Genomic DNA, 25,623 nt, shown 5'->3' with positions numbered 1-25,623 from the left:
TTTTTCCTTTCCCCCTTAACTCCAGGAGACTCCCATGACTTTTCTTCGCAGAACCGTTGTTGCCGCCGCTACCGTCGCGGTGCTCAGCGCCTCGTTTTCCGCGCTGGCGCAGGACATCAAGCCACGCCTGATCCGTTTCGGCTACGGCCTGAACGAAGCCAGCAACCAGGGCCGTGCTGCCAAGGTGTTTGCCGATGAAGTGGCCAAGGCCTCGGGCGGCAAGATGAAGGTGCGCGCCATCGGCGCGGCCGCGCTCGGCCCCGACACGCAGATGCAGCAAGCCTTGATTGGCGGCGCGCAGGAAATGATGGTCGGCTCGACCGCCACGCTGGTTGGCATCACCAAGGAAATGGCGCTGTGGGACACGCCTTTCCTCATCAGCAACACCAAGGAAGCCGACACGCTGCTCGACGGCCCGGTTGGCGACAAGATCAAGGACAAGCTGCAGGAAAAAGGCCTGGTCGGGCTCGTGTACTGGGAAAACGGTTTTCGCAACCTGACCAACAGCAAGCGCCCGGTCACCAAGGTCGAAGACCTGGACGGCATCAAGCTGCGCGTCATGCAGAACAACGTGTTCCTGGACAGCTTCAAGACACTGGGCGCCAACGCGATTCCGATGGCGTTTTCAGAGTTGTTCGGCGCGCTGGAAACCAAGACGGTCGATGGCCAGGAAAATCCGTACAACACGATCTTGTCGAGCAAGTTCTACGAGGTGCAAAAGTACCTGACGGTGACCAACCACGTCTACAGCCCGTGGATCGTGCTGGTCAGCAAGAAATGGTGGGACCAGCTGTCCAAGACCGAGCAGAAGATCTTGACCGATGCCGCCAAAATCAGCCGTGACTTTGAACGCAAGGACACGCGCGAAGAAGCCTCCAGTGCCATGGCCGACCTCAAGTCCAAGGGCATGCTGGTCAATGAGCTGCCACCCGCCGAGGCCGAGCGCATGCGCAGCAAGCTGACCGGCGTGTACGCCGACATCAGCAAGGAAGTCGGCATGGACCTGTGGAATGAAACCCAAAAAGAACTGGCCCGGATTCGCGGCACGAAGTAATCGACGGGGCGGGGCGTCAGGTTTTGCGCTCTGCGCTGACAGGCCGCCCGGTTAAAATTACTATCAAATAAATAGCTGCTTGTGCTTAGCCGTATTGCGCAAACAGCAATTTTTTCTTGTAATTTTGTAACTACTCAGGTCACTTTTCAGTTTAAAGCGCAATGAAATGAGCCTCTGTCATCCCGGCCCCGGATCAAGCCCGGGGTTTCAGCACCCGGGAACCATGACTTCTCCGCAAACGGGGTCATGCATTGCCCCGGATCAAGTCCGGGGCAGGCTCATCAAGTCCGCAATGACAAAAGAGATTACGGAGAGCTTCGAGGGAGCTGAGTCATTACGTAATTTTGCTTTGGCGGCAATAACGGCTTGGTCATGCTCGCATTTTCAGCAAGACAGACTGCCGGAAATCTTTCACGCCGGGCACAACGGCGGCGGTCTGCGGCTTGAATAGTGGCCGGCATCCTGAATGGCAACACGATGCGCCTGTTGGGCACGGCGCAAACGTCGTTTTGAAACAGGCCGGCATTCGTCTTGCAGGCAGTCGGGAATAAACACTGCGCGCGCCAGTCTGGCAGCGACCTATAGTGAATGACATCACCTCGCGTTGGTGGCACGGCTTTTTTACGGGCCAAGCGCGCGTTGTTTTATCAGGAGTTTTTATGTTTCCCGAATACCGCGACCTCATCACCCAACTGAAAACCACGGACAACCACTTCACCCGCCTGTTCGACGAACACAATGCCGCGGACCAGAAGATCACGAACATGGAGTCGGGCATCGACATGGCAACGCCCGACGAGATCGAAGTGCTGAAAAAGGAAAAACTGCAGCTCAAGGACCAGCTTTACGCGATCCTGAAAAAGGCTGAAACCGAAAGCTGAAACGCCAGGACCTTGAACTGGCCATGCAGCCGGTTCAAGCCAGCAGGGCTGCCACCTCGGCACGGGTCGGGATGCCGGTGACCGCGCCATGCCGCGTCACCGACAGCGCGGCGGCCGCGTTGGCCCACTGCATCGCCGCAGGCAGCGCTTCGCCACGCGCCAGGGCTGCGGCCAGCGTGCCGGTGAAGGTGTCGCCGGCGCCTATGGTGTCGGCCACCGGCATGGCGCGGCCTGCCAGATCGACCGGCGACTGGCCACGCTGGTAGAGCCGGCAACCTGCGGCGCCCAGCGTCACCAGCACGTTGCGCATGCCGCGTGCCAGCAAGGCCAGGGCAGCCGCATCGACCGACCCCGCGCAGCCGGGTCCGGCCAGTTCAAGCAACTCGCTTTCATTCGGCGTCAGCACATCGACCAGCGCCAGCAGTTCCTCGGGCAGCGGGCGCGCTGGCGCAGGATTCAGCACGGTGAGGGCATTGGCCTGCCGAGCCAGCCGAAAAGCCTGCAGCGTGGCCTCGACCGGTACTTCGCACGAGGCCATGACGACCCGGCAATGCGCCAGCAGGTCCGTGGCCGCCAGCGCATGCCGCGCGCCCAGGCCGGCGCCGGCGCCCGGGTACACCGCGATGCTGTTGTCGCCGTCGTCATACACCAGAATTTGCGCCACGCCGCTGCGCTCGCCGGCAGCCTGCTCGACATGGCTTGTCGCAATGCCTTCGGCCTTCCACAGGTCCATGCCCATGCGGCCGAAGTCGTCGTCGCCGATGCGCGCGATCAGCGCCACGCGGGTGCCCTGGCGGGCGGCGGCGACGGCGGCGTTGCTGCCCTTGCCACCGGGGCTGATACTGAAGGCGCGGGCCATCAGCGTCTCGCCGCGCGCCACGGGACGGGCGACATGCGACACCAGGTCGGCGTTCCAGCTGGCGACGCAGACCACGTCGAAGGATTGGCTCGCCGTCATGTGCCGCCGTAGCCCATTTTGTGCGGCAGCCACAGGACGATTTGCGGAAACACCGTCATCAGCACCAGCGCCACCAGCAATACGCCGATGAACAGCCAGGCCTCCCGGATCATGCCCTTGAGCGACACGCCGGCCAGCGCATTGATGACGAACAGCAGCATGCCGAAAGGCGGCGTGACCAGCCCGATCATCATGTTGACGGCCAGCACCACGCCCAGGTGCACTAGGTCGATGCCCAGCAGCTTGGCGGTGGGCAGCAAAATGGGCACCAGCACCAGCAGCATGATGGAGGTGTCCAGGAAGCAGCCGAGCACCAAAAACAGCACATTGACCAGCAGCAAAAAACCCAGCGGCGACAGTTCCATGCCCGTCAGCCACGCGGCCACCAGCCCGGGAACGTTTTCGGCCGTGAAGGCGTAGTTGATGACAAACGCCGAGGCAATGATCAGCGTGACCGAGGCGCTGGCCTTGGACGACTCGACCAGGATCTCGTAGAACCGCCGCCAGCTGAGCGCGCGGTAGACGATGCTGGCCAGGAACAATGCATACAGCGCCGCCACCGACGCCGCTTCGGTCGGCGTGAAAATACCGGTGTAGATGCCGCCGAGCAGCACCACCGGCAACGTCAGCGGCAGGATGCCGCGCAGCAAGATGCGCGGATAGGCCTGCAGCGCAATCTTCTCGCCGCGCGGCAGATTGCGTTTGGCAGCGACAAAGTGCACCGCCAGCATCAGCGCCACGGCCATCAGCAGACCGGGAACGACGCCACCCAAAAACAGCGCGCCCACCGACGCACCCGACACCATGGCATAGATCACCAAGGGAATCGACGGCGGAATGATCGGGCCGATGGTCGATGAAGCGGCCGTCAGCGCGCCGGCAAATTCGGCGCTGTAGCCGTTTTTCTGCATCATGCGGATGCTCACGATGCCGGGTCCGGCCGCGTCAGCAATCGCGCTGCCGCTCATGCCCGAGAAAATCACGCTGACGATGATGTTGACATGCGCCAGCCCGCCGCGCAGGCGTCCGACAATGGCCAGCGCAAAGTCGAACAGCCGCTCGCTGACGGTGCCCGAGTTCATCACCGACGCGGCAAAGATGAACAGCGGCACAGCCAGCAAAATATAGCTGTTGTACAGGCCGTTGAGCACCTGCTCGGCCACCAGCCCCAGGTCCTGGCGCTTGAACACCAGGTAGGACACGCCGCTGATCAGCATGCCAAAGCCGATCGGCAGGCGCAGCACCAGCGTCACGACCAGCATGCCGAGCAACACCATCAAGGCCTGGCTCATAGCTGCTCCTTCCAGTTGCGCCCGAGCAAACGGACAAACTTGACGACATATTGAAGGCCGATAACCGCCACAAAGAGGATGAAGGGCGCAAACACATAGGAAAAGGGAATGTCCAGCACCGGCGTTTTCTCGCGGTGCATGAAGCGCACATAGTCAAACGCCTCGGGCAGCATCCACAGCAGCAGCCCGGCCGTCAGGGCGGCGCCCAGCAGGCCGAAAATCCGCTGCCCGCCGGGCGGCAGGGCGGAGTACACCAAATCGAGCATGACGTGTTCTTTTTCCTTGAGCAGCGTGGCCGCGCTCCAGAACACCATCAGGATGTACAGCACCACGATCAGCTCGTCCGACCAGGCCAGCGGCCGGTTGAACAGGAAGCGCATGCCGACCTGCACCACGAACACCCCGAAAAGCAGGGCGAAAACGGCCGCCGCCACGCCTTCGGCGATACGCCGTGAACGCTCCAGCATGGACATCTCCTTTATTTGGTCTGGTTCACGCGCTCAAGCAGCCCCTTGGGCCAGACCTTGGCGTAGTCCGAGTTCTGGTAGGTCGCTTGCACCGACTTGCGAAAGGCATCCACATCGGGCGTCGTCACCTGCAGGCCCTGCTGCTTGAAGAATTCGACCAGCTGGCCTTCTTCCTTGAGGCGGTTGTCGTTGTTGTAGGTGGACGCGGCCTGCGCCGCTGCCGTGACCTTCTGCTTTTGCGCCGCATTCATGGCGCCCCAGGCCTTGTTGGAAATGGCAATGAAGATGCCGTCCACCAGGTGACTGGTCATCACGATCTGCTTGGTCACTTCGTAGAACTTGGCAGCCCGCACCGACGGCAGCGGATTGTCCTGGCCATCGATGGTGCCGGTCTTCAGCCCCAGATAGACCTCGCCAAAGGCCAGCGGCGTGGCGGTGGCGCCCAGTGCTTCGCCCAGGAACAGCCATTCCTTGGTGCCCGGCATGCGCAGCTTCACGCCTTTCAGGTCGGCCGGCGTCTTGACATTGCGCACTTCGCGCAGGTTGACCTGGCGGGTGCCCAGGTAGACGGTGGACAACGGCGTCACGTCCATCTTTTCCGCCACCGTCTTGAACATCTCGGCGCCGATCGGGCCGTTGAACACCTTTTGCTGGTGCGCCGGGTCGCGAATGACATAGCCGGCGGTGAAGAGCGAAAACTCCGGCACCAGCTTGGCGATGTCGAAGGCGGAAATCGACGACAGCTCCAGGTTGCCGCGCGCCATGGCGGCCGGCTCGGTGCCCTGCTTGAACAGCGAGGCGTTCAGGTTGATCTGCACGTCGAATTCACCGGGCGCGGATTGTTCCAGGTTGTCCTTGAACACCGTCCACATCTTGGCGTGCCAGTCGTCGGGCACGGCCGGGGTGGACACGCGCAGCACCACCTTGTTCTGGGCCTGGGCGGGGGACAGCAGCGAGCCCATCAGCAGCACGGCTGAAGCACTGGCCAGCAGGGTGCGGCGAAGCAGGGGAATGTTCATGAATTTGTCTCCTTGTTGTTTATCGGTGGCTAACGTGTCAAAACCGGCTCCATCGGCTGAAACGGGCTCAGTCGGATTCTGGATCAATGCCGAAATCCCGAAGGGTTTTTTCCAGCCGCTGGAACGCTTCGGGCGTCAGGGCGACCAGCGGCGGGCGCACGCGCAGCCAGCCGGGCTCGCCGCTGAGCATCGCCATGATGCCCTTGAGCGCCGGCATCAGCGAATAGTCGTCCAGCAGGCCGATCAGCCGGACCACACGTTCGCGTTCGGCCGGCGTGGCCGGCGCATCGGGTTGCGTCACCAAACGGCTGACCACGCGCGGCATGAAGTTGGCCAGGCCGCTGATGGCCCCGGTGCTGCCGCGCCGGCCCATCTCCGGCAGGTCGGGCTCGAAGCCGACGTACACCGTCAGGTCTTGCATGAAGGCCTCGGCCAGTCCGATGGAATGCGCGGTCGAACAGGCGCTGTCCTTGATGCCCAGGATGGTGTCGGGGTACATCGCCTTGAGCGTGGCGATGACGTGGTGCGACAGGCTGACGCCGCTGACCTGCGGGATGTGGTACAGGTACAGCTTGAGTCGGGGCAGGTCGCTGCCCATGCCGTCAATGACATGGCGGTAGCCGTCGATCACGCCCTGGTCGGACACGCCCTTGAGGAAAAACGGCGGCAGCATCAGGCAGCCGTGCACGCCGGCGCTGACCGCATGGCGCGTGAGTTCGAGCGTTTCCGGCAGCGCGGCGCAGCTGGTGGACACCATGATCTGCGCGGCCGGAATGCCGTTGGCAATCAGCTGCTCGATGGCCTCCTTGCGCTCGGCCATGGAAAAAGACGGCCCTTCGCCGGTGGTGCCAAAGGCCGTCACGCCGTGGCAGCCCCGGGCAATCAGCGACTTGCAATGGGCCGCCAGCAGGGCGTGGTCAATGCCCAGGTCGGCCTTGAGCGGGGTGAGCAATGCCGGCCAGATGCCACGGAAGGCGGCGGATTTTTGTTCAGGATTGGGGGGCATGCTCATCCAGGGTTCTCCAAAGACCACGGCATTGCAGGCCGTGGCAGTCCAAGCACGCGAAGGTGCGCGCTTTCAATGTGGTGGCCCAGCCGCTCCAGCACGGCCTGCGCGTCGCGCCGCTTGAGGGCCTCGATAAACCAGAGGTGTTCTTGCATGGCCGGCACCAGCACCTGCGGCGACAGGGTCGAGCCTTCGAGCTTGATCAGTCGCACGCGCAGGCTGTTGATGCGGTACACCTCGGAAATCAGCTCGTTGCCCAATGCGTCGATCATCAGGTCGTGCAGGCCCCAGTCCACCGCCGTGGCGTCCTTGAGCAGCGCATCGTCAATCGCTCTTCCGCTGCGCGCGCGCTGCACGATGTCCAGATGGCTTTGCTCGATGGCGGCCAGGTCGCGGTCGGACACCGTGGTGACGAAACGGCTGGCGGCTTCGCGTTCGAGCAGCTGGCGCAGCTGGAAGGCGTTGTTGATCAGCTTCAGATCGACATGCGCCACCTGCAGGCCGCGTTGCGGCACGGTCTTGAGCAGCCCTTCGGCTTCCAGGCGCGGAATCAGTTCGCGCACCGCGCCCAGCGGCATGCCGAGCAGCTGCATCAGTTCGCGCTGCGAGATGAACTGGCCGGGCCGGATATTGGCATCGACGATCTGCTGCTGAAAGCTTGCGTAAGCCTGTGCGCGCAGGCTCAAAGGCGAGGCGTGGGGCAGGGTGCTCATGCGTCGTCCCCCGCGTCGCTGGCGATGACGCCCTTGCGCAGCAAAATGTTGCCGTACTTGCGCGTCTCGCCGGTGCGCAGGATCAGGAAAGCCGACTGTGCGCGCTGGTAAAAATCAAAGCGTTCCAGGGTGGCAGCGGGCACTTCTCCGGCTTGACGCAGTTCGGCCGCGAACTCGGCCACGGGTTCGGGAATCGCATCCGCGTCGCCGACCACCTGCATGGTCCAGGCCGCTTGCGGCACAAAATCGTCGAGCGGCAGGACCTGCAGCACGGCCTTGAGCGCCTGCGTGGCACTGGCGCCGGCCAGCTGCACCAGCCGCGCGCCCCTTTTGCCGGCCATGCCGGCTGCCGGAAAATTCGCATCGACGATCGCCACGTCATCGCCATGGCCCATGCTGGCCAGCGCATGCAGGGCATCGGGTGTCAGCAGCGCAGGGATATTTTTCAGCATGGGTCAAGCGTGGTTTGCGGATCAGTGAAGCGTTTTTCAGGGCATGAAAGGCGTGCAATTCATAACAGAAACTCCGGGATATCCCGGTATCAATGACTGACATGTTAGCTATACGATAGTTAAACTTTTATTGGGATTTACCCTGAAATGACCTTTTTCTTTCCTCCCTGCGCCGGCAGCGGCCTGCGGCTCGGTCTGGGTGGCGCGCCGCTGGGCAACCTGTTTGAAGCGGTCGGCGACGACGCAGCGCGGCAACTGGTGGAGGCGGCCTGGCAGAGCGGCTGCCGCAGTTTTGACACCGCGCCGCATTACGGCCACGGCCTGTCCGAGCACCGGCTGGGCGCGGCCCTGCGCGGCCAGCCGCGCGGCGACTTCGTGCTGTCCAGCAAGGTGGGAAGGCTGCTCGCGCCCGATGCGGACGCCCCTCGCGCCCAGCATGGCTATGTGGACATCCTGCCGTTCCGGCAAAGCTGGGATTACAGCGCCGCCGGCACGCGCCGCAGTGTCGAGGACAGCCTGCAGCGCCTGGGCCTGGCCCGGCTCGACGTGGCCTACGTGCACGACCCCGATGCGGCCACGCACGGGGCGAACGCGCCAAGCGTGCTGCGGCAGGTGCTGGACGACACCCTGCCGGCGCTGCGGCAGCTTCAGGCCGAAGGCCTGGTCGGCGCCATCGGCCTGGGCACAAACGATGTCGAGGTGGTGCTGCAGGTGCTCGCCGAGGGCGACCTGGATGTGCTGATGCTGGCCGGCCGCTACAGCCTGCTGGACCCCAGCGCCCTGCCCGAGCTGCTGCCGCAGTGCACGGCGCGCGGCGTGCGCGTGGCGCTGGGCGGGGTGTTCAATTCGGGCATTTTGGCCACCGGCACGCGCGCCGTGGCGCCCACCTTCAACTACGCACCGGCCGCGCGTGAATGGCTGGAACGCACGGCGCAGATCGAGTCGGTGTGCGAGAACTTTGGCGTCCCCCTGCGGGCAGCGGCGCTGCAGTTTCCCCTGGCGCATCCGGCGGTGGACATCGTCATGCTGGGCGCACGCACCGTGGCGCAATGGGAAGACGCACACGCCATGCTGCGGCATGCGGTGGCGCCTGAATTCTGGACCGCGCTGCGGGCGCAGGGGCTGATTTCGGCCGAGGCACCGACCCCATGAGCATCGACGCCCACTTCCATTGCTGGCAACTGGCGCGCGGCGACTATGGCTGGCTGACGCCCGCACTGGCGCCCCTCTACCGCGATGTGACGGTTGGCGACTGGCAGGCGCAATCAGCGCCGCACGGCGTGACCAGCGGCGTGCTGGTGCAGGCCGCGCCCACGGAAGCGGAAACCGCTTTCCTGCTGGCGCAGGCCGACGCCCACCCGGCCGTGCTGGGCGTGGTCGGCTGGGCCGATCTGGCCGCTGGCGATGCACCCGCGCGCATCGAACAACTGGCGCGCCATCCCCGGCTCAAGGGCCTGCGTCCCATGCTGCAGGACCTGCCGGACGCCGAATGGATCTTGCAGCCCGCACTCACACCCGCGCTGCAGGCCATGGCCGACTGCCATCTGGTGTTCGATGCCCTGGTCAAGCCGGTGCATCTGCCGCACCTCCTGACGCTGGCACAGCGCCATCCCGATTTGCGCATCGTCATCGACCACGCCGGCAAGCCCGACATTGGCGCCGGCCAGTGGCAGCCGTGGGCCGACGCCATGGCCCGGCTGGCTTCGCAGACCAGCGCCTGGTGCAAGCTCTCCGGCCTGCTGACCGAGGCCGGACCCGCACCCGCGCCTGGCGCCGTGCAGCCGTGGGCTGCGCATGTGCTGGCCTGCTTTGGCGCCGGCCGGCTGGTGTGGGGCAGCGACTGGCCGGTGCTTGAACTGGCTGGCCGCTTTGGCCCATGGTTTGCCGAAACGCGGCAATTGCTCGCTGGACTGAGTCCGCAGGCGCAGCACGCCGTGATGGAGGGCAATGCCCGGCGGCTTTACCGGCTGCCGCCGGCATCCGATATCTGAATCTTTCCATTTCACGCAATCACCACTTAAAAACGGAGACATTCCCATGAAAAAACCGCCTGCCACGCATTGGCTGCCTGACGACGGACTCACCGGAACACTGGTGGGCCGCGCGTGGGTTCCCGGCCCGGTGCCGGGGCCATCGGTCATCGTGCTGCGCCCGGACGGGGTGTACGACCTGTCGGCGCATTTCGCCACCATGAGCGACCTGCTCGATGCGGCCGATCCGGTGGCAGAGGTGCGCGCCGCCCCCGGGCGCCGGGTCGGCAGCATCGAGCAACTGATGCCCGGCGCGCAGGTGCAATCCGACGACCCGCAGGCGCTGCGCCTGCTCGCGCCTTGCGACCTGCAGGTTATCAAGGCGGCCGGCGTGACCTTTGCCGCCAGCCTGATCGAGCGGGTGATCGAGGAGCAGGCCCGGGGCGACGCTGGTCAGGCAGTTGCCGTGCGCCAGCAGGTGGTGGAACTGCTGGGCGGCGACCTGGCCGCCATCCGCCCCGGCTCGCCGCAGGCGATGCAGCTCAAGGCATTGCTGATCGAAAAAGGCCTGTGGTCGCAATACCTCGAAGTGGGTATCGGCCCCGATGCCGAGGTGTTCACCAAGGCGCCGGTGCTGTCCAGCGTCGGCAGCGGCGCGCAGATCGGCATCCATCCCGGTTCGGCCTGGAACAACCCCGAGCCCGAGATCGTGCTGGCCGTCAACAGCCGGGGCGACACCGTGGGCGCCAGCCTGGGCAACGACGTGAACCTGCGCGATTTCGAGGGCCGCAGCGCGTTGCTGCTGGGCAAGGCCAAGGACAACAACGCCTCGTGCGCCATCGGGCCCTTCATCCGCCTGTTCGACGCCAGCTATTGCCTGGACGACGTGCGCCGCTGCACCGTCAGCCTGCGGGTAGCAGGGCTTGACGGTTTCGAGTTGCAGGGCAGCAGCTCGATGGCGCAGATCAGCCGCGACCCGCTGGACCTGGTGGCGCAGACGCTGGGTGCACACCACCAGTATCCCGATGGCGTGATGCTGTTCCTTGGCACCATGTTTGCGCCGACGCAAGACCGGGGACAGCCCGGCAGCGGCTTTACCCACCGGTTGGGCGACGCAGTGCACATTTCCAGCCCGCAACTCGGCCGGCTGGTGAACGAAGTGAACCACACTGACCGGGTGGCGCCGTGGACCTTCGGGCTGCGCGCGTTCTATGCCAACCTGTCGGCACGCGGACTTCTGACGCAAACCGCAGACGCTACGACGCCTTGACAGGGTAACCAATGGCCATTTCAAAATGGCTTTTTGCTTGCGACTTTTTCATCAGGGTGAAATAAATCCCCGCGAAGGCTGAAAGCCTGCCAAGCAGGCTTTCAGCCTTCGCGGGCCAAAGCACGCTTTTGCAAACTTTGCAACGTATTGTTGTGGGGTCTTGAAGGCTTGCATTGCCGGGATATCGTCGGCCGATGAGCATCACCAGGCGTTTAGTAGAATTTTTCGCGAAGCGTACGGTGTCCGGCGCAGTGCCTCAGGCACAAGCGTGGAACGCACCGCGCTCGCCAACCACCGGTGAATTGCCCAAGGCCGAAGCTGCGCCGCCAGCACCTGCGCCGGAACCAACGCCAGCCCTCGGCCCATCGGCCCTGCTGGATGCCCGGAAAGCTCAGGGGTTCGCATTGAGCGACGCGCCTGATCCACCAAAGTCCGAGGGGTTTTCGTTTCCGCAAGGGCTGGGTCCGCGAGAACCAGTTGCCCCTGCGCTGGGGCCGGTCATGGCACAGCCAAGGCACCTTGCGGCCTTTGCCCCGTGGTTTATCGCCATTGGCGGAGCCCTGGGACTGGGTGGATGGCTGCTGCTGAACAGCGGCCCGTCAAACCTGCCTGGCGGAGAAAACCCGAATGCTGCACGGTCCGGATCGGCCGGGCCGGTATCGGCGCAAGCCGTCATGTGTCCGTCTGAGCCAGTGGTGCCTGCGGCGGGTGACAAGGACGGAAAGTTTCCCATGCAGGCCGACGTGACCGGTCTGGCGGCCATTGACATTGCCTCTTTCGTCGTCCTGAGCAATGAAGCCTCGGCGGCAGGTCGCGAACGCGACGCCGAAGTGGGTTTGTTGATGTCGTGCAGGATCTCGGACAAGCTCAAGGGCGCGGCCTCGGTCGAGTCTGCCGACGCGAAATACCGGCTGGGACAACACTATGCGGACTTGAGTCTTCGGAAAAATCCTGCAAACGCGCCCCATCGCGCCGAATGGTTGGCGCGCGCGCAAATGCTGCTGGCAGACAGCCTGCGGACGTATTCCACCCGATTTGGCGACGACGACAACCGGTCACGGCTTGCGGCCAGCGGGCTGGCGTCTGTTCGTCAGGGACTGGCGCAAAAAATGCAGCCGCAAGCTGCACTTGCTGCAGCGCCATCAGCCCCTGCTGCCCCTGTAGCACCCGTACTGTCTGTCGCGCCTGCATCGCCTGTGCTGGCGGCATCGCCGGGTGCCAGAGGTGTTACCGAAGCCGCCAAACTGCCCGCGCCTTCACGGCCCGACAGGGCGGCCCAACCGCTTGCCAGCCCTTCACCGCCGGTTCAAGCCAGGGAAAAATCCCGCCCCGCCCCGCCGGCCCTTAAAGAATGTCCTCCGGCCGTTGAAACTTTGGGGCTCTGCAATTGAGCTCCATGAACTGAAAGAAAAACAGCATGCACAAACAGGTCTTGAGCGCATTACTGACAGCCGCCATGCTTTGTCACGCCTCGATGGCGGCAGCGGAAGTAAATTACAAAATCGTCACCGCCTCTGAGCGCGGCACCTACATCAAGATCGGGCGCGATCTCGCGCAGTTCGTGGCGCCGGTTGCCGACATCCAGCTCGAAGCGGTGCCTTCAGCCGGATCGGCCGAGAACGTCAAGCTGCTGCGTTACGAGCCCGGCGTCAAGCTGGCACTGGTGCAGTCCGACGTCTACCAGTCGTTTCTTGATGTGGCAGCCGCCGGAAATTCTGCCGCACGCGACTTGATCAAGCCACTGCGCGTGATCATGCCGCTCTACAACGAGGAAATCTACTTCATCGTGCGGGCCGATTCGGAGCGCAACTTCATCCACGAGATCAGGAACGCCAAGCTCAACGCCGGCGAGTCCGGAAGCGGCACGGCGCTGACATCGGCCACGCTTTACCGCCTGATGTTTAAAGAAACCATGCCCGAGAGCACCAGCTACCTGTCTAACGAAGAAGCCCTGGCCAAACTGGTCACCGACAAGACGCTCGATGTGGTCGCCGTCATTGCGGGCCAGCCCGCCAAGCTGCTGGTGGACATGAAGCCCGAGTCGCGAAAGCTGATCAAGCTGCTCAAGTTCGACCCCGGCCATGCCTCCAGCGAAGCCGTTCTCAAGACCTACTTTCCAGTCAACGTGCGCGCCAGCAATTACCCCAGCCTGCTTGAAACCGACATTCCGGGACTGGCGGTCAAGGCCTTTTTGGTGACCTACGACTTTCAGCTCAGGGACACCGAAAACCACCTGCGCGGCATGGCGCGGTCGCTATGCCAGAATTTTTCGCAGCTCAGGGAAAAAGGCCATCCGAAGTGGGGCGAGGTGGAACTGGCCCTGCCCGAACTCGGCCGGGGCTGGATCTACTACCGCCCGACGACGCGCGAACTGCGGAACTGTGTGGCCGAAACCGCCCGGCCGGCTGCAGCGGTCAAATCACGCCAGCCGGCCAAAATGTGTTCGCAGCAGGAACGCATTCTTGGCCTGTGTCCATAACGCCCCAGGCATTGGTACCTCAACCCGGTGGAATCAAATGCTGGCCCCAACCTTGCCGGCGGCCAGGACAATTTCCTGCCAGGTCTGCAGGTCTATTTCAATGCCGTCCTGCTCGCGCTGCAGGCGCATCGCCCGCTCGGGCTCGCCGGCAATCTGCACAGTGTCAAATCCTTCTGCCGGCGGGCTCTGGCGCAGCCAGTCCACAAAAGCCCGGGCCTCGGTGTCAAACGCCGCCTGGGTGCCCAGCTTGGCCGGGTCAATCAGCACCGTCAGCATGCTGTTGAGGATCGCCCGGCTGTGGACGTTGGTGGAATGCCAGGTGCCGCCGCCGGTCAGCGCGCCGCCCAGCAGTTCACAGGCAATGGCCAGTCCGTAACCCTTGTGTTCGCCAAAGGGCATCAAGGCACCAAAAAATCCGTTCGGCTGCGGCACGACGACCACGCCGGGGTCGGTGGTCGGCTGGCCGTGCGCGTCCATCAGCAGGCCGGGCGCCACCGTCTTGCCCTGGTTGTAGGCGACGCGCATCTTGCCCTGGGCCACGCGGCTGGTCGCAAAGTCCAACACGAAGGGCGGCTGGTCTTTCAGCGGAATGCCGATACAGCACGGGTTGGTGCCAAAGCGCCCGTCGCTGCCGCCCCAGGGCGCGACCACGGCGCGCGACTTGACGTTGACAAAATGCAGCGACACCAGCCCTTCGGCCACGGCCATTTCGGCAAAGTGGCCGATGCGCCCCAGGTGGTGCGATTCGGCCAGCGCCATGATGCAGCTGCCGTGCAGCCTGGCGCTGGCGATGCCCAGTGCCATCGCCTGCTCGCCGATGACCTGGCCGTAGCCGCGCTGGCCGTTCAGGCTGAGCAGGGCGCCGGCATCGAGTACCGTTTGCACGCTGGCGTTGGGCACCAGGCCGCCTTCGAGCACTGCATCGACATAGCGCGGCAGCATGCCCACGCCATGGGAGTCGTGGCCGCTCAGGTTGGCCATGACCAGGTTGGCGGCGACTTTTTCGGCTTCTGCCGCCGAACTGCCGGCCGCTATTAAAACGCTAGCGCATTGCGCACGCAGGGTATGCGCCGGAATCACTTTTTGCATAAAAATCCTTGGGTTTACATCACCGCGCCAACTTGCCACGGTACAAACTCGTTCTGCCCGTAGCCGTGCTGCTCGCTCTTGCTTTGCCGGCCCGACGCCGTGGCCAGCACCTGCTCGAAAATGCGTTGCCCCATGGCCTGCACCGACACGCCGCCGTCGATGATCTCGCCGCAGTTGATGTCCATGTCTTCTTCCTGCCGCTGCCAGAGCGCCGAGTTGGTGGCAATTTTTAGTGATGGCGAGGGCGCGCAGCCATACGCCGAGCCGCGTCCGGTGGTGAAGCAGATCACGTTGGCGCCGCCCGCCACCTGGCCGGTGGCGCTGACCGGGTCGTAGCCGGGCGTGTCCATGTAGACAAAACCGTGGGTGCTGACCGGCTCGGCATATTCGTAGACCGCTTCGAGGTTGCTGGTGCCGCCCTTGGCGACCGCGCCCAGCGACTTTTCCAGGATCGTCGTCAGCCCGCCCGCCTTGTTGCCGGGGGACGGGTTGTTGTTCATCTCGCCGCCGTTGATCTCGGTGTAATGCTCCCACCACTTGATGCGGGCAATCAGCTTTTCGGCGATGTCGGGGCGCACGGCGCGGCGCGTCAGCAGGTGTTCGGCGCCATAGATTTCAGGCGTTTCGCTCAGGATGGCGGTGCCGCCGTGAGCCACCAGCAAGTCCACTGCCGCGCCGAGTGCCGGGTTGGCGCTGATGCCCGAGTAACCGTCCGAGCCGCCGCATTGCAGGCCGATGGTGATGTGCGCGGCGCTGCACGGCTCGCGCTGCACGTCGTTGGCGCGCGGCAGCATCTCCCGCACCAGCGCAATGCCTTTTTCCACCGTCTTTCGCGTGCCGCCGCTGTCCTGGATGTTGAAGACGCGAAAATTGTCGCCTTCCTTCAGCGCGCTGTGCGCCAGCCAGGCATTGATCTGGTTGGCCTCGCAGCCCAGGCCGACGACCAACACACCGGCAAAGTTGGCATGCGTGGCATAGCCCGCCAGCGTGCGCTCCAGAATCTGCATCCCCATGCCCTCGGTGTCCATGCCGCAGCCGGTGCCGTGGGTCAGTGCCACCACGCCATCGACGTTCGGAAAATCCTGCAGCGCCGACGGGTGGGTCTGGCGCGAGAAATGGTCGGCAATGGCGCGTGCCGCCGTGGCCGAGCAGTTGACGCTGGACAAAATACCGATGTAATTGCGCGTCGCCACGCGGCCGTCAGCCCGCCTGATGCCCATGAACGTGGCTTCTCGCAGCGGCGCGGGCGGCCTCACGTCGGCGCCAATGGCGTAGTCGCGTGCAAAGTCGCCCTTGTCGGGCCCCATGTCCAGGTTGTGGGTGTGCACATGCTCGCCGGGCGCAATCGGCTTGCTGGCAAACCCGATGATCTGGTTGTAGCGCCGCACCGGCTCGCCGGCCGCCAGCGCGCGCGTGGCGACCTTGTGGCCGGGCGGGATCAGGCCCTTGACGGTGATGTGCTCAACCTGGGTGCCACCGACCAGCTGGGCCCGGGCAATCAGCACGTCGTCGGCGGGATGAAGGCGGATAAAGGGAGTCATAAAAATAGCCTCTGCAATCGATTCATCGGGTCAGTAAAACATTTTCGGCAGCCACAGCACCGCCTTGGGAAAGTAGGTGATCAGCCCCAGGCTGACCAGCAAGGGCACCAGCCACGGCAGGATCGCCATGGTGGTGCGCTCGACCGACAGCTTGGCCACCCGCGCCAGCACGAACAGCACCATGCCCATCGGCGGGTGCAGCAAGCCGATCATCAAATTGAGCACCATCACCAGCCCGAAATGCACCGGGTCGATGCCCAGCTTTTGCGTGATTGGCAGCAAGATGGGCACCAGGATGGTGATGGCGGCGGTGGGCTCCAGGAAGCAGCCGACGAACAGCATCAAGAGGTTGGCCAGCAGCAAGAACACCCAGGCTTCCTGCGTGAAACCCAGCACCCATTCGGCAATCCCGGCGGTCACGCCGGTGGCCGTCAGCATCCAGCCAAAAATCGATGCAGCGGCGACGATGAACAGCACGGTGGCTGTGGTTTCCACCGTGTCCAGGCAGACCTTGACGAACATCCTGAACTTGAGCGTGCGGTACCAGGCAAAGCCCAGCACCATGGCCCAGACGCAGGCCGCAATCGCGCCTTCGGTTGGCGTGAACAATCCGGTGGTCATGCCGCCGATCAGCAGCACCGGCGTCATGATGGGCAGCACGGCTTCAAAGCGGAAGACCTTGTCCAGCACGAACAGCAGGACCAGCCCCAGAAACACCGTGAGCTGCGACGGCGCGCCCGCCTGGATCAGCCCCCACATCGCCAGCGGCCAGCCCGCCACCACGGCCAGCTCGACCATCGCCTTGCCAAAGCGGCTGCCTGAAAAGTGGATGTCGCCGCCCCATTTGTTCTTGTGGGCAAAGTAAGCCACGGTCACCATCATCAACAGTGCCAGCATCAGGCCCGGCAACAACCCGGCCAGGAACAGCGAGCCGATGGACACATTGGCCATCATCCCGTAAATCACGAAGGGCAGGCTGGGCGGAATGATCGGGCCGAGCGTGGCCGACGCCGCTGTCACGCCGACGGCGAATTCGGATGAATAGCCGTGCTCTTTCATCGCCTTGATCTCGATGGTGCCCAGCCCGGCCGCGTCGGCAATCGCCGTGCCGCTCATGCCGGCAAAAATCACCGAGCCGACGATGTTGACATGGCCGAGCCCGCCCTTGAGCCAGCCGACCAGCGCCAGCGCGAAGTTGTAGATGCGCGTGGTGATGCCGGCGTTGTTCATCAGGTTGCCGGCCAATATGAAAAAGGGCACAGCCAGCAGCGGAAAGCTGTCAATGCCCGAGACCATGCGGTGAATCACCACAAACGGCGGCAAGCTGCCGCTGAACAGGATGTAGACCAGCGATGCGCCCGCCATGGCGATGGCCACCGGAATGCCGGCGCCCATGAAGATCAGGAAGAAAATTTTCAGCATGTCGTAGCCTGTTGAATGACAGAGGATTTACCGGTCCTGCATGGTGGAGTCGGGCCGCTCCAGCACGCTGTAGCCGCGCCGGTAATGGACCACGGCGACCTGCACCGAGCGCAGCAGCATCACGGCAAAGCCCAGCAGGCACAACCCATAGACGATGTTCATCGGCAGGTCCACCACCGTCATTCGCGTCTGGTTGCCGATCTTGAGCATCATCTGCACCGTCATGACCACGGCGGCGGCAAAAAAGGCGATGCGCACCCAGTCCACGAAGCCCGACATCAGCCGGCCCATGCGTGTGGGCATGTGGCGGTAAAAGAAATCGACATGGATGTGGTTGTTCTTCACAACGCCGATGGCCGCGCCGATGAACACCACCGCAATCAACTGGTAGCGGGCGATTTCCTCGGTCCAGGCGGCCGAGTCGTTGAACACATAGCGGGTGATGAACTGGTAGAACACCGTCAGCCCGAGCAGCCAGAAAAAGGCCAGTGCCAGCCAGGCCTCGGGTGTGGTGGTGGACAGGTCGAATTCCTCATCCTCGGTGTGGAATTCGCCGTCGTCGCTAATGATTTTGTCGTTCATGGGCACTCCGCAAACAGTCAATCGGGTCACAAGACGGGCCGCCAGGCCCGAAAGCAAGGCGGCCAGCGCGCATCGCTTATTTCAGCGCGGTGATGCGGTCGTAGTCCTGCTGGCGGTAGCCGTGGTCGGTCGGCTTGGTGTTTTTCAGCACCGCTTCGCGAAAGGCGTTCTTGTCCACCGTGATGACGTTGTTGCCCCTTTTCTTGAACTCCTCGGCCAGGCGGATTTCAGAAGCGATGATCTCGCGGCCGGTCTTTTCGGCGGCTTCCTGCATCACATCGGAAAAAATCTTTTTCTCGTCGGCCGACAGCTTGCTCCACAACTGGCCCGAGGTGATGGTCAGCAGCGAGTCAATGATGTGGCCGGTCAGCGAGATGTTCTTTTGCACCTCGAAAAACTTTTTCGCCTCGATGGTTGGCAGCGGGTTTTCCTGCGCATCGACGGTGCCGTTTTGCAGCGCCAGGTAGACCTCGGCAAAGGCAATCGGCGTGGCATTGGCGCCCAGCGCCTTGGGGAAGGCCAGGTAGGCCGGCGCGTCGGGCACGCGGATCTTCAGGCCCTTCATGTCCTCGGGCTTGGTCACCGGCTTGGCCGCGCTCGACGTGACATGGCGCGCGCCGTAATAATTCAGGGCGGTGATGTGGTTGCCGCTCTTGTCGTCATAGCCCTTGGCGAGTTCCTTGAACACATCGCTCTTGGCATAACTCAGCAGGTGCTCGGCGTCGCGAAAGATAAAGGGAAAGTAGGTGACAGCCAGCGGCTTGTAGGTGTTGCCGGCAAAGCTGGCGCCGCTCAGGATGATGTCCACCGAACCCAGCGTCAGGCCCTGGTTGATGTCGGCTTCCTTGCCCAGCGTGGACGCCGGGAACACCTGCACCTCGTACTTGCCGTTGGTGCGTTTCTTGATTTCGTCGCCGGCCCACACCGACCATTTGTGAAACGGCTCGGAGGTTTCATAGACATGCGCCCATTTCAGCTTGGTTTGCGCCGATGCAATGCCGGATATGCCAATTGCGCAGGCTAACAGGGCGCAGGACGCTATGGTTTTAATAGTATTTCGCTTTTCTGGACAGTTCATGATGTCTCCTCTATGGGTGGGTTGCTGGCTTGGCGGGGCGGGGCGGGCGATGCACATGCCAGTCGTGCACCGCTTGTGGGGTAGGGGCGCTATCGGGGCTTTTGCGCCTGCCGCCAGCTCACGCTGAAACGGGTGTGCGAGTTGTCCATGTGCTGGTGCATCGCCAGCCGTGCAGCGGCCGGGTCGTGGCTGCGGATGGCCAGCAGGATCGCGTCATGCTCGGCAATGGCGGCGCGCCAGGAATCCAGGGTTTCAAAATAGCCGGTCAGCCGCTCGAACAGCGGCCCGCGCCGCGAGTCCCAGAAGCGCTGGACGGTCTCGATCAGCACCACATTGCTGCAGGCTTCAACGATGGCGGTGTGAAAGTCGCGGTCGCCTGCCAGCGGCAGCACGTCCTGATCGGCGTCAAGTTGCATCCGGGCCAGCGCCTGGGTCATGGCCGCGATGTGCCCGGGCCTGGCCTCGGTGGCGGCGAGGGCGGCGGTTTCGCCTTCGACCACCCGGCGGGCACGAATCAGCTCCAGCGGCCCCCATTCGTCGGCCGGAATCTGCGGCTGGCGGGCGGCGGCATGGCTGGCCTGGCTGCTGCGGTCCAGCACATACACGCCCGAGCCGGTGCGCACCTCGACCCAGCCTTCGACTTCCAGCGCAATCAGCGCCTCGCGCACCGACGGCCGGCTCACGCCCAGTTGTTTGGCCAGGTCGCGCTCGGCCGGCAGGCGGCTGCCGACGGCCAGTTCACCTGCGCTGATCAGCGTGCGCAACTGCGCGGCAATCTGCCGGTACAGGCGCTGGGGTTCGACGGTTTGCAGGGACTTCATGCGACAAGGTGTAAAACCGAGAATTAAGGGTTAGCCAGAATGGGTCAAGTGGTAAGGCCAATTAATAATCCCATGAAACCGGTTTCTCCCCATCAGGCAAAACCCTGAGCCTGTGCTTTTTATCGATCAGGCACGCGGGCCTGCTGGTGAAAAACAGGGCGCGTGGCCGGTCTGTCGTTGAAAAACCCAAGGAAGCAAACATGAGACTCGAAGGAAAAACTGCACTCGTCACGGCGGCCGGCCAAGGCATTGGCAAAGCCAGTGTGCTGGCGATGGCTGCCGAAGGCGCCCAGGTCTGGGCGACCGATGTCAATGCCGCGCTGCTGGCCGGTTATGAGGGCGTAGCCAATGTCCGGACGGCGGTGCTCGATGTGCTCGACAAGCAGGCGATTCAAACGCTGGTCAACGACTTGCCGCCGCTCGATGTGCTGTTCAACTGCGCGGGATTCGTGCATGCCGGATCGATTTTGCAGGCCACCGATGCCGAATGGGACTTTGCCTTTCAGCTCAACGTGCGCGCGCAGTTCTGGATGATTCAGGCGGTGCTGCCCAAGATGCTGGCCAACCAGGGCGGCAGCATCGTCAACATGGCCAGCGTCTGCGGCTTCAAGGGCTTGCCAAACCGCTTTCTGTATGGCGCCTCCAAGGCTGCCGTCATCGGCCTGACCAAAAGCGTCGCCGCCGACTATGTGGGGCAGGGCGTGCGCTGCAATGCGGTCTGTCCCGGCACCGTCGATACGCCGTCGCTGCAGCAGCGCATCAACGTGTTTGACGACCCGGTCGAGGCACGCAAGGGATTTGTCGCCCGCCAGCCGATGGGCCGGCTGGCGCAGGCGCATGAAATTGCACCGCTGGTGGTGTTTCTGGCCAGTGACGAGTCGGCGTTTGTCACCGGCCAGGCCTACAACATCGACGGCGGCATGTCGATCTGACGCTCAATTGATTCACCCCAGTAAAAAAGGAAACCCATGAAACTCGTTCGTTATGGCCCACCCGGCCAGGAAAAACCCGGCCTCATCGATGCGTCTGGCCAGCTGCGCGACCTCAGCAGCGTGGTCGGCGACATCGGCCCCGAGCAGCTTGGCGATGCGGCGCTCGACGCGCTGCGCCGGCACGACGCCAGTGCGCTGGCGGCGGTCGACGGCTCGCCGCGCCTGGGCAGCCCGCTGACCGGCGTGCGCAAGTTCATCGCCATTGGCCTGAATTACGCCGACCATGCCGCTGAATCCGGCCTGCCGATTCCCGCCGAACCCATTGTTTTCATGAAAGCCACCAGCTGCATCCAGGGGCCAAATGATGCAGTCATGCTGCCCCGGGGCTCGGTCAAGACCGACTGGGAGGTCGAGCTGGGCGTGGTCATCGGCACCCGTGCGCGCTATGTGGACGAAGGCGAGGCACTGAACCACGTCGCTGGCTACTGCACCATCAACGACATCAGCGAGCGCGAATTCCAGATCGAGCGCGGCGGCACCTGGGACAAGGGCAAAGGCTGCGACACCTTCGGACCGCTTGGCCCCTGGCTGGTCACGCGCGACGAGGTTGCCGACCCGCAGAACCTGGGCATGTGGCTGGATGTCAACGGCCGGCGCATGCAAACCGGATCAACCCGGACGATGATTTTCAGCGTCGCCAAAATCGTCAGCTATGTCAGCCAGTTCATGACGCTGGAGCCCGGCGATGTGCTGACCACCGGCACGCCGCCCGGTGTCGGCATGGGCATGAAGCCGCCGGTTTACCTGAAGGCGGGCGACGAAATGGCACTGGGGATTGAAGGGCTGGGCGAGCAGCGGCAGGTGGTGGTCGCCTTCCTGCGCTAGGCGAAGGTTGCACGGAAAAGCGTAACGGCGCAACACCCTCAGAGCTTTTCGTATGCTCTTTTGCCATTGTGGCTTCCATTCCAATGGCACTGCCTTGAACGCCAGCCTCAGTCCTTGAGCGGCGTGGCTGCTGTGAAGTTGACCTGTGAGTAAAGCGCGGGGCCGGGTTCAAAAGATCATTTTTTTAGCCGCTGCTTGCTCACAGGGCTTGAGGCGCGGCCTGGTCATTTGCGCAGAAACAGACGCCGTCGGCTGCATGGGGTTAGGGGACGTTGCATGGTTGCGAAAGTTCAAGCGGCCACCAACCGCAGGAAGGTAATTTCCGAAGGCGAGCCAAACCGGTTCGGCGGTCCCCAGTAACCTGTCCCCCGACTGGTATAGACCCACAGCGTTTCCCACCGGTGCAGGCCCGCCGTGAACGGCTGCTGCAAGGGCACGAACAAATTCCACGGGTAAAACTGCCCGCCATGGGTATGCCCTGACAGCTGAAGGTCGAATCCGGCTTCAGCCGCAGCGGCAGCGCTGCGCGGCTGGTGCGCCAGCAGCACCCGCACCGCATCCGGCGGCGAGCCCGCCAGCGCCCGCACCGGGTCGCTGTGGTGGGCCGGGTCAAAATGCCCTGCGTTGAAATCGGTCACGCCGGCCAGCACCAGCGGCCTGGCCGCCACGCCGGCAACATTTAGGGCCTCCACGGCCGGAATCACCACATGCTCGTTGAGCAGCACCGTCAATCCCAGGCGCCGCAGTTCCTCGATCCAGGCAGATGCACCCGAATAGTATTCATGGTTGCCGGTCACGAAAAACGTGCCGTGGCGCGAACGCAGGTCCGCCAGCGGCGCCACGTGTTCTGACAGTTCAGACACCCGGCCATCGACCAGGTCGCCGGTCACCGCCACCAGATCGGCCTGCAGCGTGTTGACGCGCTCGACGATGCGGCGCACATAGTGCTGGCGGATGGTCGGCCCGACATGGATGTCGCTGATCTGCGCCACGGTAAAGCCGTGCCACGCTGGCGGCAAGCCGGAAATCGGCACATCGATCCGCACCACCGGCGCCGTGCGCCGGGCACTCAGCAATCCCAGCAACGCCGACAGCCCACCGAGCAAGGGAACGGCTTGCGCCGAAAGCGTTCGCCAGGGTGCCAGTTTCAGCCCGCCAGACAGCAGAAAATTCAGCATCCACAGCAGGCCCAGCGCCGCATCGCGCAGCAGCGTCAGCACCATCAGCGTGGAAAACAAACCCATGCACAGCAGGCCAGCCCAGCCCAGCCGGTTGGCCAGCGGCACATTGGCCAACCGGCGGGCCATCAGCCCCAGCGGAATCAGCATCGCCGAGAGCAGCAGCACAGCGCCCAGCCCAAGCTCGGCTGACGCGAATGGCGCCAAGTCCGGAATCAGGCGCAGGGCGACGTATCCATGAAGCACGGCGCTCATGGCGGCCAGGGTTAGAAAGTTCATCAAGTTCCGGGATAATGGCGATTTTTGTTTTCAACGTTTTCAGATGGGCGCAATCTGCATGCATTCAATGCCTGAGGCGACTCGGACGCCGGGTCATTTCTCCGCAGCGTTTCACACGCTAACAAATGCCGCTTCGCGCCGCCGGGAAGGCCGCGCTTCCTGCGCTACCCTCGGGTCTCCAGACAGCAGGGGCATCACCACCCCGTCGGTTTCTGCCTTTCTTCGTTCACCAAGCCCTGCCCGCCCATGACTGTCGCCACGCCCACCACCTTTGAAATCAAGAGCGCCAATTTACCGCTGGTCGCGCTGCTGCTCAAGTCCACGGACCTGAGGGCGCTGGCGCGCGAGATGACGCTGCGCTTCGGCGACATTCCCGATTTTTTCGACCAGGACGCGCTGGTCATCGACCTGTCGCCGCTGCAGGGCCGGGATGTGGCCGACATTGACTTTCCCGCGCTGCTGGACCTGCTGGCCAGCTATCGGCTGGTGCCCATTGCCGTCAAGGGCGGCAATTCGGTACAAATGGCCGCTGCCTTCAAGGCCGGCCTGGTACCCGGCAACGATGCACACCTGCTGACGCCCCGGCCCGCGCCGGTGTCACCCGAACAGCCGCAAGAACCGCAACAGCAGGTACATGCGCCACCGCTGGGGGCGCTGGTCATCGACAAGCCGCTGCGTTCCGGCCAGCAGGTGTATGCGCGCGGACGCGACCTGGTCGTTCTGGCGATGGTCAATGCCGGGGCGGAAGTGATTGCCGACGGCCACATCCATGTGTATGCGCCGTTGCGCGGCCGGGCCATTGCCGGTGCGCGCGGCAATGGCGAAGCGCGTATCTTTGCCTTGAACCTGGAGGCTGAACTGCTGTCGATTGCCGGCATCTACCGCACCAGCGAGAACCCGCTGCCGCCCGAAGTCACCGGCCGCCCCACGCAGGTCCGGCTGGTGGATGGCCCGGACGGCGAAAAGCTGATCATGACGCCGATGCTGTGAAATTGAAGCATTCAAGGCTCACTCCGCATCAATGCGCCTATTAAACCTTACTGTCGAGCTGGATTTGATGCATGATGCTGCACTCACGGCCTGCCGACCTGACTGACTTACCTACCGTTTTCAAAAGGACTTTTTCGAATGGCAAAAATCATTGTGGTCACCTCCGGCAAGGGCGGCGTCGGCAAAACCACCACCAGTGCCAGCTTTTCATCCGGCTTGGCCCTGCGCGGGCACAAGACCGTCGTGATCGATTTTGACGTGGGCCTGCGCAACCTGGACCTCATCATGGGCTGCGAGCGCCGGGTGGTGTACGACCTGATCAACGTCATCCAGGGCGAAGCCACGCTCAACCAGGCGCTGATCAAGGACAAGCAGTGTCCTGAACTCTTCGTGCTGGCCGCCTCGCAAACCCGTGACAAGGATGCGCTGACGATGGAAGGCGTGAAAAAAATCCTTGACGACCTGGCGGCCATGGACTTTGAATACATCATTTGCGACTCGCCCGCCGGCATCGAAACCGGCGCGCTGATGGCGATGCATTTCGCCGACGAGGCGCTGGTGGTGACCAACCCCGAGGTCTCGTCGGTGCGCGACTCGGACCGCATCCTGGGCATGCTGTCGAGCAAGACGCAGCGCGCCATCGACGGCGGCGACCCGATCAAGGAACACCTGCTCATCACCCGCTACAACCCGAGCCGTGTCGACCAGGGGCAGATGCTGTCGCTCGAAGACATCCAGGACATCCTGCGCATCAAGCTGATCGGCGTGATTCCCGAATCCGAAACCGTGTTGCAGGCGTCCAACCAGGGCGTGCCGGCGGTCCACATGGAGGGCAGCGACGTGTCGGAAGCCTACAAGGACGTGATTGACCGCTTTCTGGGCGAAAACAAGCCGATGCGCTTCATCGATGCGCAAAAACCCGGATTCTTCAAACGCCTGTTTGGGGGAAAGTAAAAAGCCATGGCCTCATTTTTCTCCTTCCTTCTGGGTGAAAAGAAGAAAACGGCTAACGTTGCCAAAGAGCGGCTGCAGATCATCCTGTCGCATGAACGCTCGGGACGCACCAGCTACGAACCCGACTATTTGCCGGCCCTGCAGCGCGACCTGATTGCCGTGATCGCCAAATACATCAACATCAACCCGGACGACATCAAGCTCAACCTGGAGCGGCAAGACAATCTTGACGTGCTTGAAGTCAAGATCGAGTTGCCCGACAAGTAATTGCTGCTTTTCTCGTTACCCGTTCGAGACATGCACGGTAACGG

At 63.4% G+C, this 25,623-nt stretch carries 26 protein-coding genes; 12 read left to right on the top strand and 14 right to left on the bottom strand.

Features of this window, described 5'->3' with window-relative positions; genetic code table 11:
- The first annotated feature begins 34 nt into the window (after window positions 1–34).
- Both IWX87_RS05940 and IWX87_RS05935 read left to right on the top strand, forming a co-directional pair.
- Window positions 35–1,054 carry a TRAP transporter substrate-binding protein gene (locus IWX87_RS05940; protein WP_196862592.1) on the top strand — a complete coding sequence of 340 codons (1,020 nt, stop codon included), beginning with the start codon at window positions 35–37 and terminating at the stop codon, window positions 1,052–1,054.
- A gap of 659 nt (window positions 1,055–1,713) precedes the next feature.
- Entirely contained in the window at window positions 1,714–1,935 is a 222-nt protein-coding gene (locus tag IWX87_RS05935; RefSeq protein ID WP_036807443.1) for a YdcH family protein, read from the top strand.
- Window positions 1,936–1,969: 34 nt separating this feature from the next.
- On the opposite strand, the gene IWX87_RS05930 is transcribed toward IWX87_RS05935, so the two are convergent.
- The 7 genes from IWX87_RS05930 to IWX87_RS05900 form a co-directional block, all read right to left on the bottom strand.
- On the bottom strand, window positions 1,970–2,893 hold the full coding sequence (locus tag IWX87_RS05930) for a ribokinase (RefSeq protein WP_196862591.1): 924 nt from the start codon (window positions 2,891–2,893) through the stop codon (window positions 1,970–1,972).
- Window positions 2,890–4,185: a TRAP transporter large permease gene (locus IWX87_RS05925; RefSeq protein ID WP_196862590.1), complete on the bottom strand. Its 1,296-nt coding sequence runs from the start codon at window positions 4,183–4,185 to the stop codon at window positions 2,890–2,892. The genes IWX87_RS05930 and IWX87_RS05925 overlap by 4 nt, the downstream gene beginning before the upstream one ends.
- Complete coding sequence (locus IWX87_RS05920) at window positions 4,182–4,652, bottom strand: TRAP transporter small permease (protein ID WP_196862589.1); 471 nt, start codon at window positions 4,650–4,652, stop codon at window positions 4,182–4,184. Before IWX87_RS05920 ends, IWX87_RS05925 begins: the two co-directional genes overlap by 4 nt.
- Window positions 4,653–4,663: 11 nt before the next feature.
- Complete coding sequence (locus IWX87_RS05915) at window positions 4,664–5,671, bottom strand: sialic acid TRAP transporter substrate-binding protein SiaP (protein WP_196862588.1); 1,008 nt, start codon at window positions 5,669–5,671, stop codon at window positions 4,664–4,666.
- 67 nt (window positions 5,672–5,738) lie between these two features.
- Entirely contained in the window at window positions 5,739–6,683 is a 945-nt protein-coding gene (locus IWX87_RS05910) for a dihydrodipicolinate synthase family protein (protein WP_231374619.1), read from the bottom strand.
- A complete protein-coding gene (locus IWX87_RS05905) occupies window positions 6,680–7,390 on the bottom strand; it encodes a GntR family transcriptional regulator (RefSeq protein WP_196862587.1) in 711 nt (236 codons plus the stop codon). Before IWX87_RS05905 ends, IWX87_RS05910 begins: the two co-directional genes overlap by 4 nt.
- The gene (locus IWX87_RS05900; protein ID WP_196862586.1) at window positions 7,387–7,842 is read right to left on the bottom strand and encodes an RbsD/FucU family protein; all 456 of its coding nucleotides are present in this window, start codon (window positions 7,840–7,842) and stop codon (window positions 7,387–7,389) included. Before IWX87_RS05900 ends, IWX87_RS05905 begins: the two co-directional genes overlap by 4 nt.
- Before the next feature lie 147 nt (window positions 7,843–7,989).
- Here IWX87_RS05900 and IWX87_RS05895 point away from each other — a divergent pair, with 147 nt between their 5' ends.
- The 5 genes from IWX87_RS05895 (at window position 7,990) to IWX87_RS05875 (ending at window position 13,561) form a co-directional block, all read left to right on the top strand.
- Window positions 7,990–8,994 carry an aldo/keto reductase gene (locus IWX87_RS05895; protein ID WP_196862585.1) on the top strand — a complete coding sequence of 335 codons (1,005 nt, stop codon included), beginning with the start codon at window positions 7,990–7,992 and terminating at the stop codon, window positions 8,992–8,994.
- The gene (locus tag IWX87_RS05890; RefSeq protein WP_196862584.1) at window positions 8,991–9,833 is read left to right on the top strand and encodes an amidohydrolase; all 843 of its coding nucleotides are present in this window, start codon (window positions 8,991–8,993) and stop codon (window positions 9,831–9,833) included. Before IWX87_RS05895 ends, IWX87_RS05890 begins: the two co-directional genes overlap by 4 nt.
- 46 nt (window positions 9,834–9,879) lie before the next feature.
- Window positions 9,880–11,082 (top strand): fumarylacetoacetate hydrolase family protein, encoded by a 1,203-nt coding sequence (locus IWX87_RS05885; protein ID WP_196862583.1) that lies wholly within the window; start codon window positions 9,880–9,882, stop codon window positions 11,080–11,082.
- 251 nt (window positions 11,083–11,333) lie between these two features.
- Entirely contained in the window at window positions 11,334–12,473 is a 1,140-nt protein-coding gene (locus tag IWX87_RS05880) for a hypothetical protein (RefSeq protein WP_196862582.1), read from the top strand.
- A gap of 26 nt (window positions 12,474–12,499) precedes the next feature.
- Complete coding sequence (locus IWX87_RS05875) at window positions 12,500–13,561, top strand: TAXI family TRAP transporter solute-binding subunit (protein ID WP_196862581.1); 1,062 nt, start codon at window positions 12,500–12,502, stop codon at window positions 13,559–13,561.
- A gap of 33 nt (window positions 13,562–13,594) precedes the next feature.
- On the opposite strand, the gene IWX87_RS05870 is transcribed toward IWX87_RS05875, so the two are convergent.
- The 6 genes from IWX87_RS05870 to IWX87_RS05845 all read right to left on the bottom strand — a co-directional run bounded on the left by IWX87_RS05870 (window position 13,595) and on the right by IWX87_RS05845 (window position 20,094).
- Window positions 13,595–14,650: a malate/lactate/ureidoglycolate dehydrogenase gene (locus IWX87_RS05870; RefSeq protein ID WP_196862580.1), complete on the bottom strand. Its 1,056-nt coding sequence runs from the start codon at window positions 14,648–14,650 to the stop codon at window positions 13,595–13,597.
- Between the two features lie 14 nt (window positions 14,651–14,664).
- A complete protein-coding gene (locus tag IWX87_RS05865) occupies window positions 14,665–16,191 on the bottom strand; it encodes a UxaA family hydrolase (protein WP_196862579.1) in 1,527 nt (508 codons plus the stop codon).
- Between the two features lie 30 nt (window positions 16,192–16,221).
- Window positions 16,222–17,613, bottom strand: a complete 1,392-nt coding sequence (locus IWX87_RS05860) for a TRAP transporter large permease (RefSeq protein WP_196862578.1) — start codon at window positions 17,611–17,613, stop codon at window positions 16,222–16,224.
- A 27-nt stretch (window positions 17,614–17,640) separates the two neighbouring features.
- Window positions 17,641–18,195, bottom strand: a complete 555-nt coding sequence (locus tag IWX87_RS05855) for a TRAP transporter small permease (protein WP_196862577.1) — start codon at window positions 18,193–18,195, stop codon at window positions 17,641–17,643.
- Window positions 18,196–18,271: 76 nt separating this feature from the next.
- The gene (locus tag IWX87_RS05850; RefSeq protein ID WP_196862576.1) at window positions 18,272–19,273 is read right to left on the bottom strand and encodes a sialic acid TRAP transporter substrate-binding protein SiaP; all 1,002 of its coding nucleotides are present in this window, start codon (window positions 19,271–19,273) and stop codon (window positions 18,272–18,274) included.
- 89 nt (window positions 19,274–19,362) lie between these two features.
- Window positions 19,363–20,094: a FadR/GntR family transcriptional regulator gene (locus IWX87_RS05845; protein ID WP_196862575.1), complete on the bottom strand. Its 732-nt coding sequence runs from the start codon at window positions 20,092–20,094 to the stop codon at window positions 19,363–19,365.
- Window positions 20,095–20,294: 200 nt separating this feature from the next.
- Between IWX87_RS05845 and IWX87_RS05840 the strand changes: the two genes are divergently transcribed.
- Window positions 20,295–21,026 carry an SDR family oxidoreductase gene (locus IWX87_RS05840; protein ID WP_196862574.1) on the top strand — a complete coding sequence of 244 codons (732 nt, stop codon included), beginning with the start codon at window positions 20,295–20,297 and terminating at the stop codon, window positions 21,024–21,026.
- A gap of 36 nt (window positions 21,027–21,062) precedes the next feature.
- A complete protein-coding gene (locus IWX87_RS05835) occupies window positions 21,063–21,911 on the top strand; it encodes a fumarylacetoacetate hydrolase family protein (protein ID WP_196862573.1) in 849 nt (282 codons plus the stop codon).
- A 290-nt stretch (window positions 21,912–22,201) separates the two neighbouring features.
- Here IWX87_RS05835 and IWX87_RS05830 read toward each other — a convergent pair whose 3' ends face one another.
- Window positions 22,202–23,368 (bottom strand): metallophosphoesterase, encoded by a 1,167-nt coding sequence (locus IWX87_RS05830; RefSeq protein ID WP_196862572.1) that lies wholly within the window; start codon window positions 23,366–23,368, stop codon window positions 22,202–22,204.
- A gap of 246 nt (window positions 23,369–23,614) precedes the next feature.
- Here IWX87_RS05830 and minC point away from each other — a divergent pair, with 246 nt between their 5' ends.
- From minC to minE, 3 genes are all read left to right on the top strand, one after another.
- On the top strand, window positions 23,615–24,358 hold the full coding sequence (minC, locus tag IWX87_RS05825) for a septum site-determining protein MinC (protein WP_196862571.1): 744 nt from the start codon (window positions 23,615–23,617) through the stop codon (window positions 24,356–24,358).
- A gap of 138 nt (window positions 24,359–24,496) precedes the next feature.
- Window positions 24,497–25,312: a septum site-determining protein MinD gene (minD, locus tag IWX87_RS05820; protein ID WP_196862570.1), complete on the top strand. Its 816-nt coding sequence runs from the start codon at window positions 24,497–24,499 to the stop codon at window positions 25,310–25,312.
- A 6-nt stretch (window positions 25,313–25,318) separates the two neighbouring features.
- The gene (minE, locus tag IWX87_RS05815; RefSeq protein WP_196862569.1) at window positions 25,319–25,579 is read left to right on the top strand and encodes a cell division topological specificity factor MinE; all 261 of its coding nucleotides are present in this window, start codon (window positions 25,319–25,321) and stop codon (window positions 25,577–25,579) included.
- Window positions 25,580–25,623: the final 44 nt, after the last annotated feature.

Source organism: Polaromonas sp. CG_9.7 (assembly GCF_015752205.1).
In the GTDB taxonomy this organism is placed as follows: domain Bacteria; phylum Pseudomonadota; class Gammaproteobacteria; order Burkholderiales; family Burkholderiaceae_C; genus Polaromonas.
The sequence above is the reverse complement of the archived record's forward strand: the minus strand, read 5'-3'. Positions and strand labels throughout refer to the sequence as shown.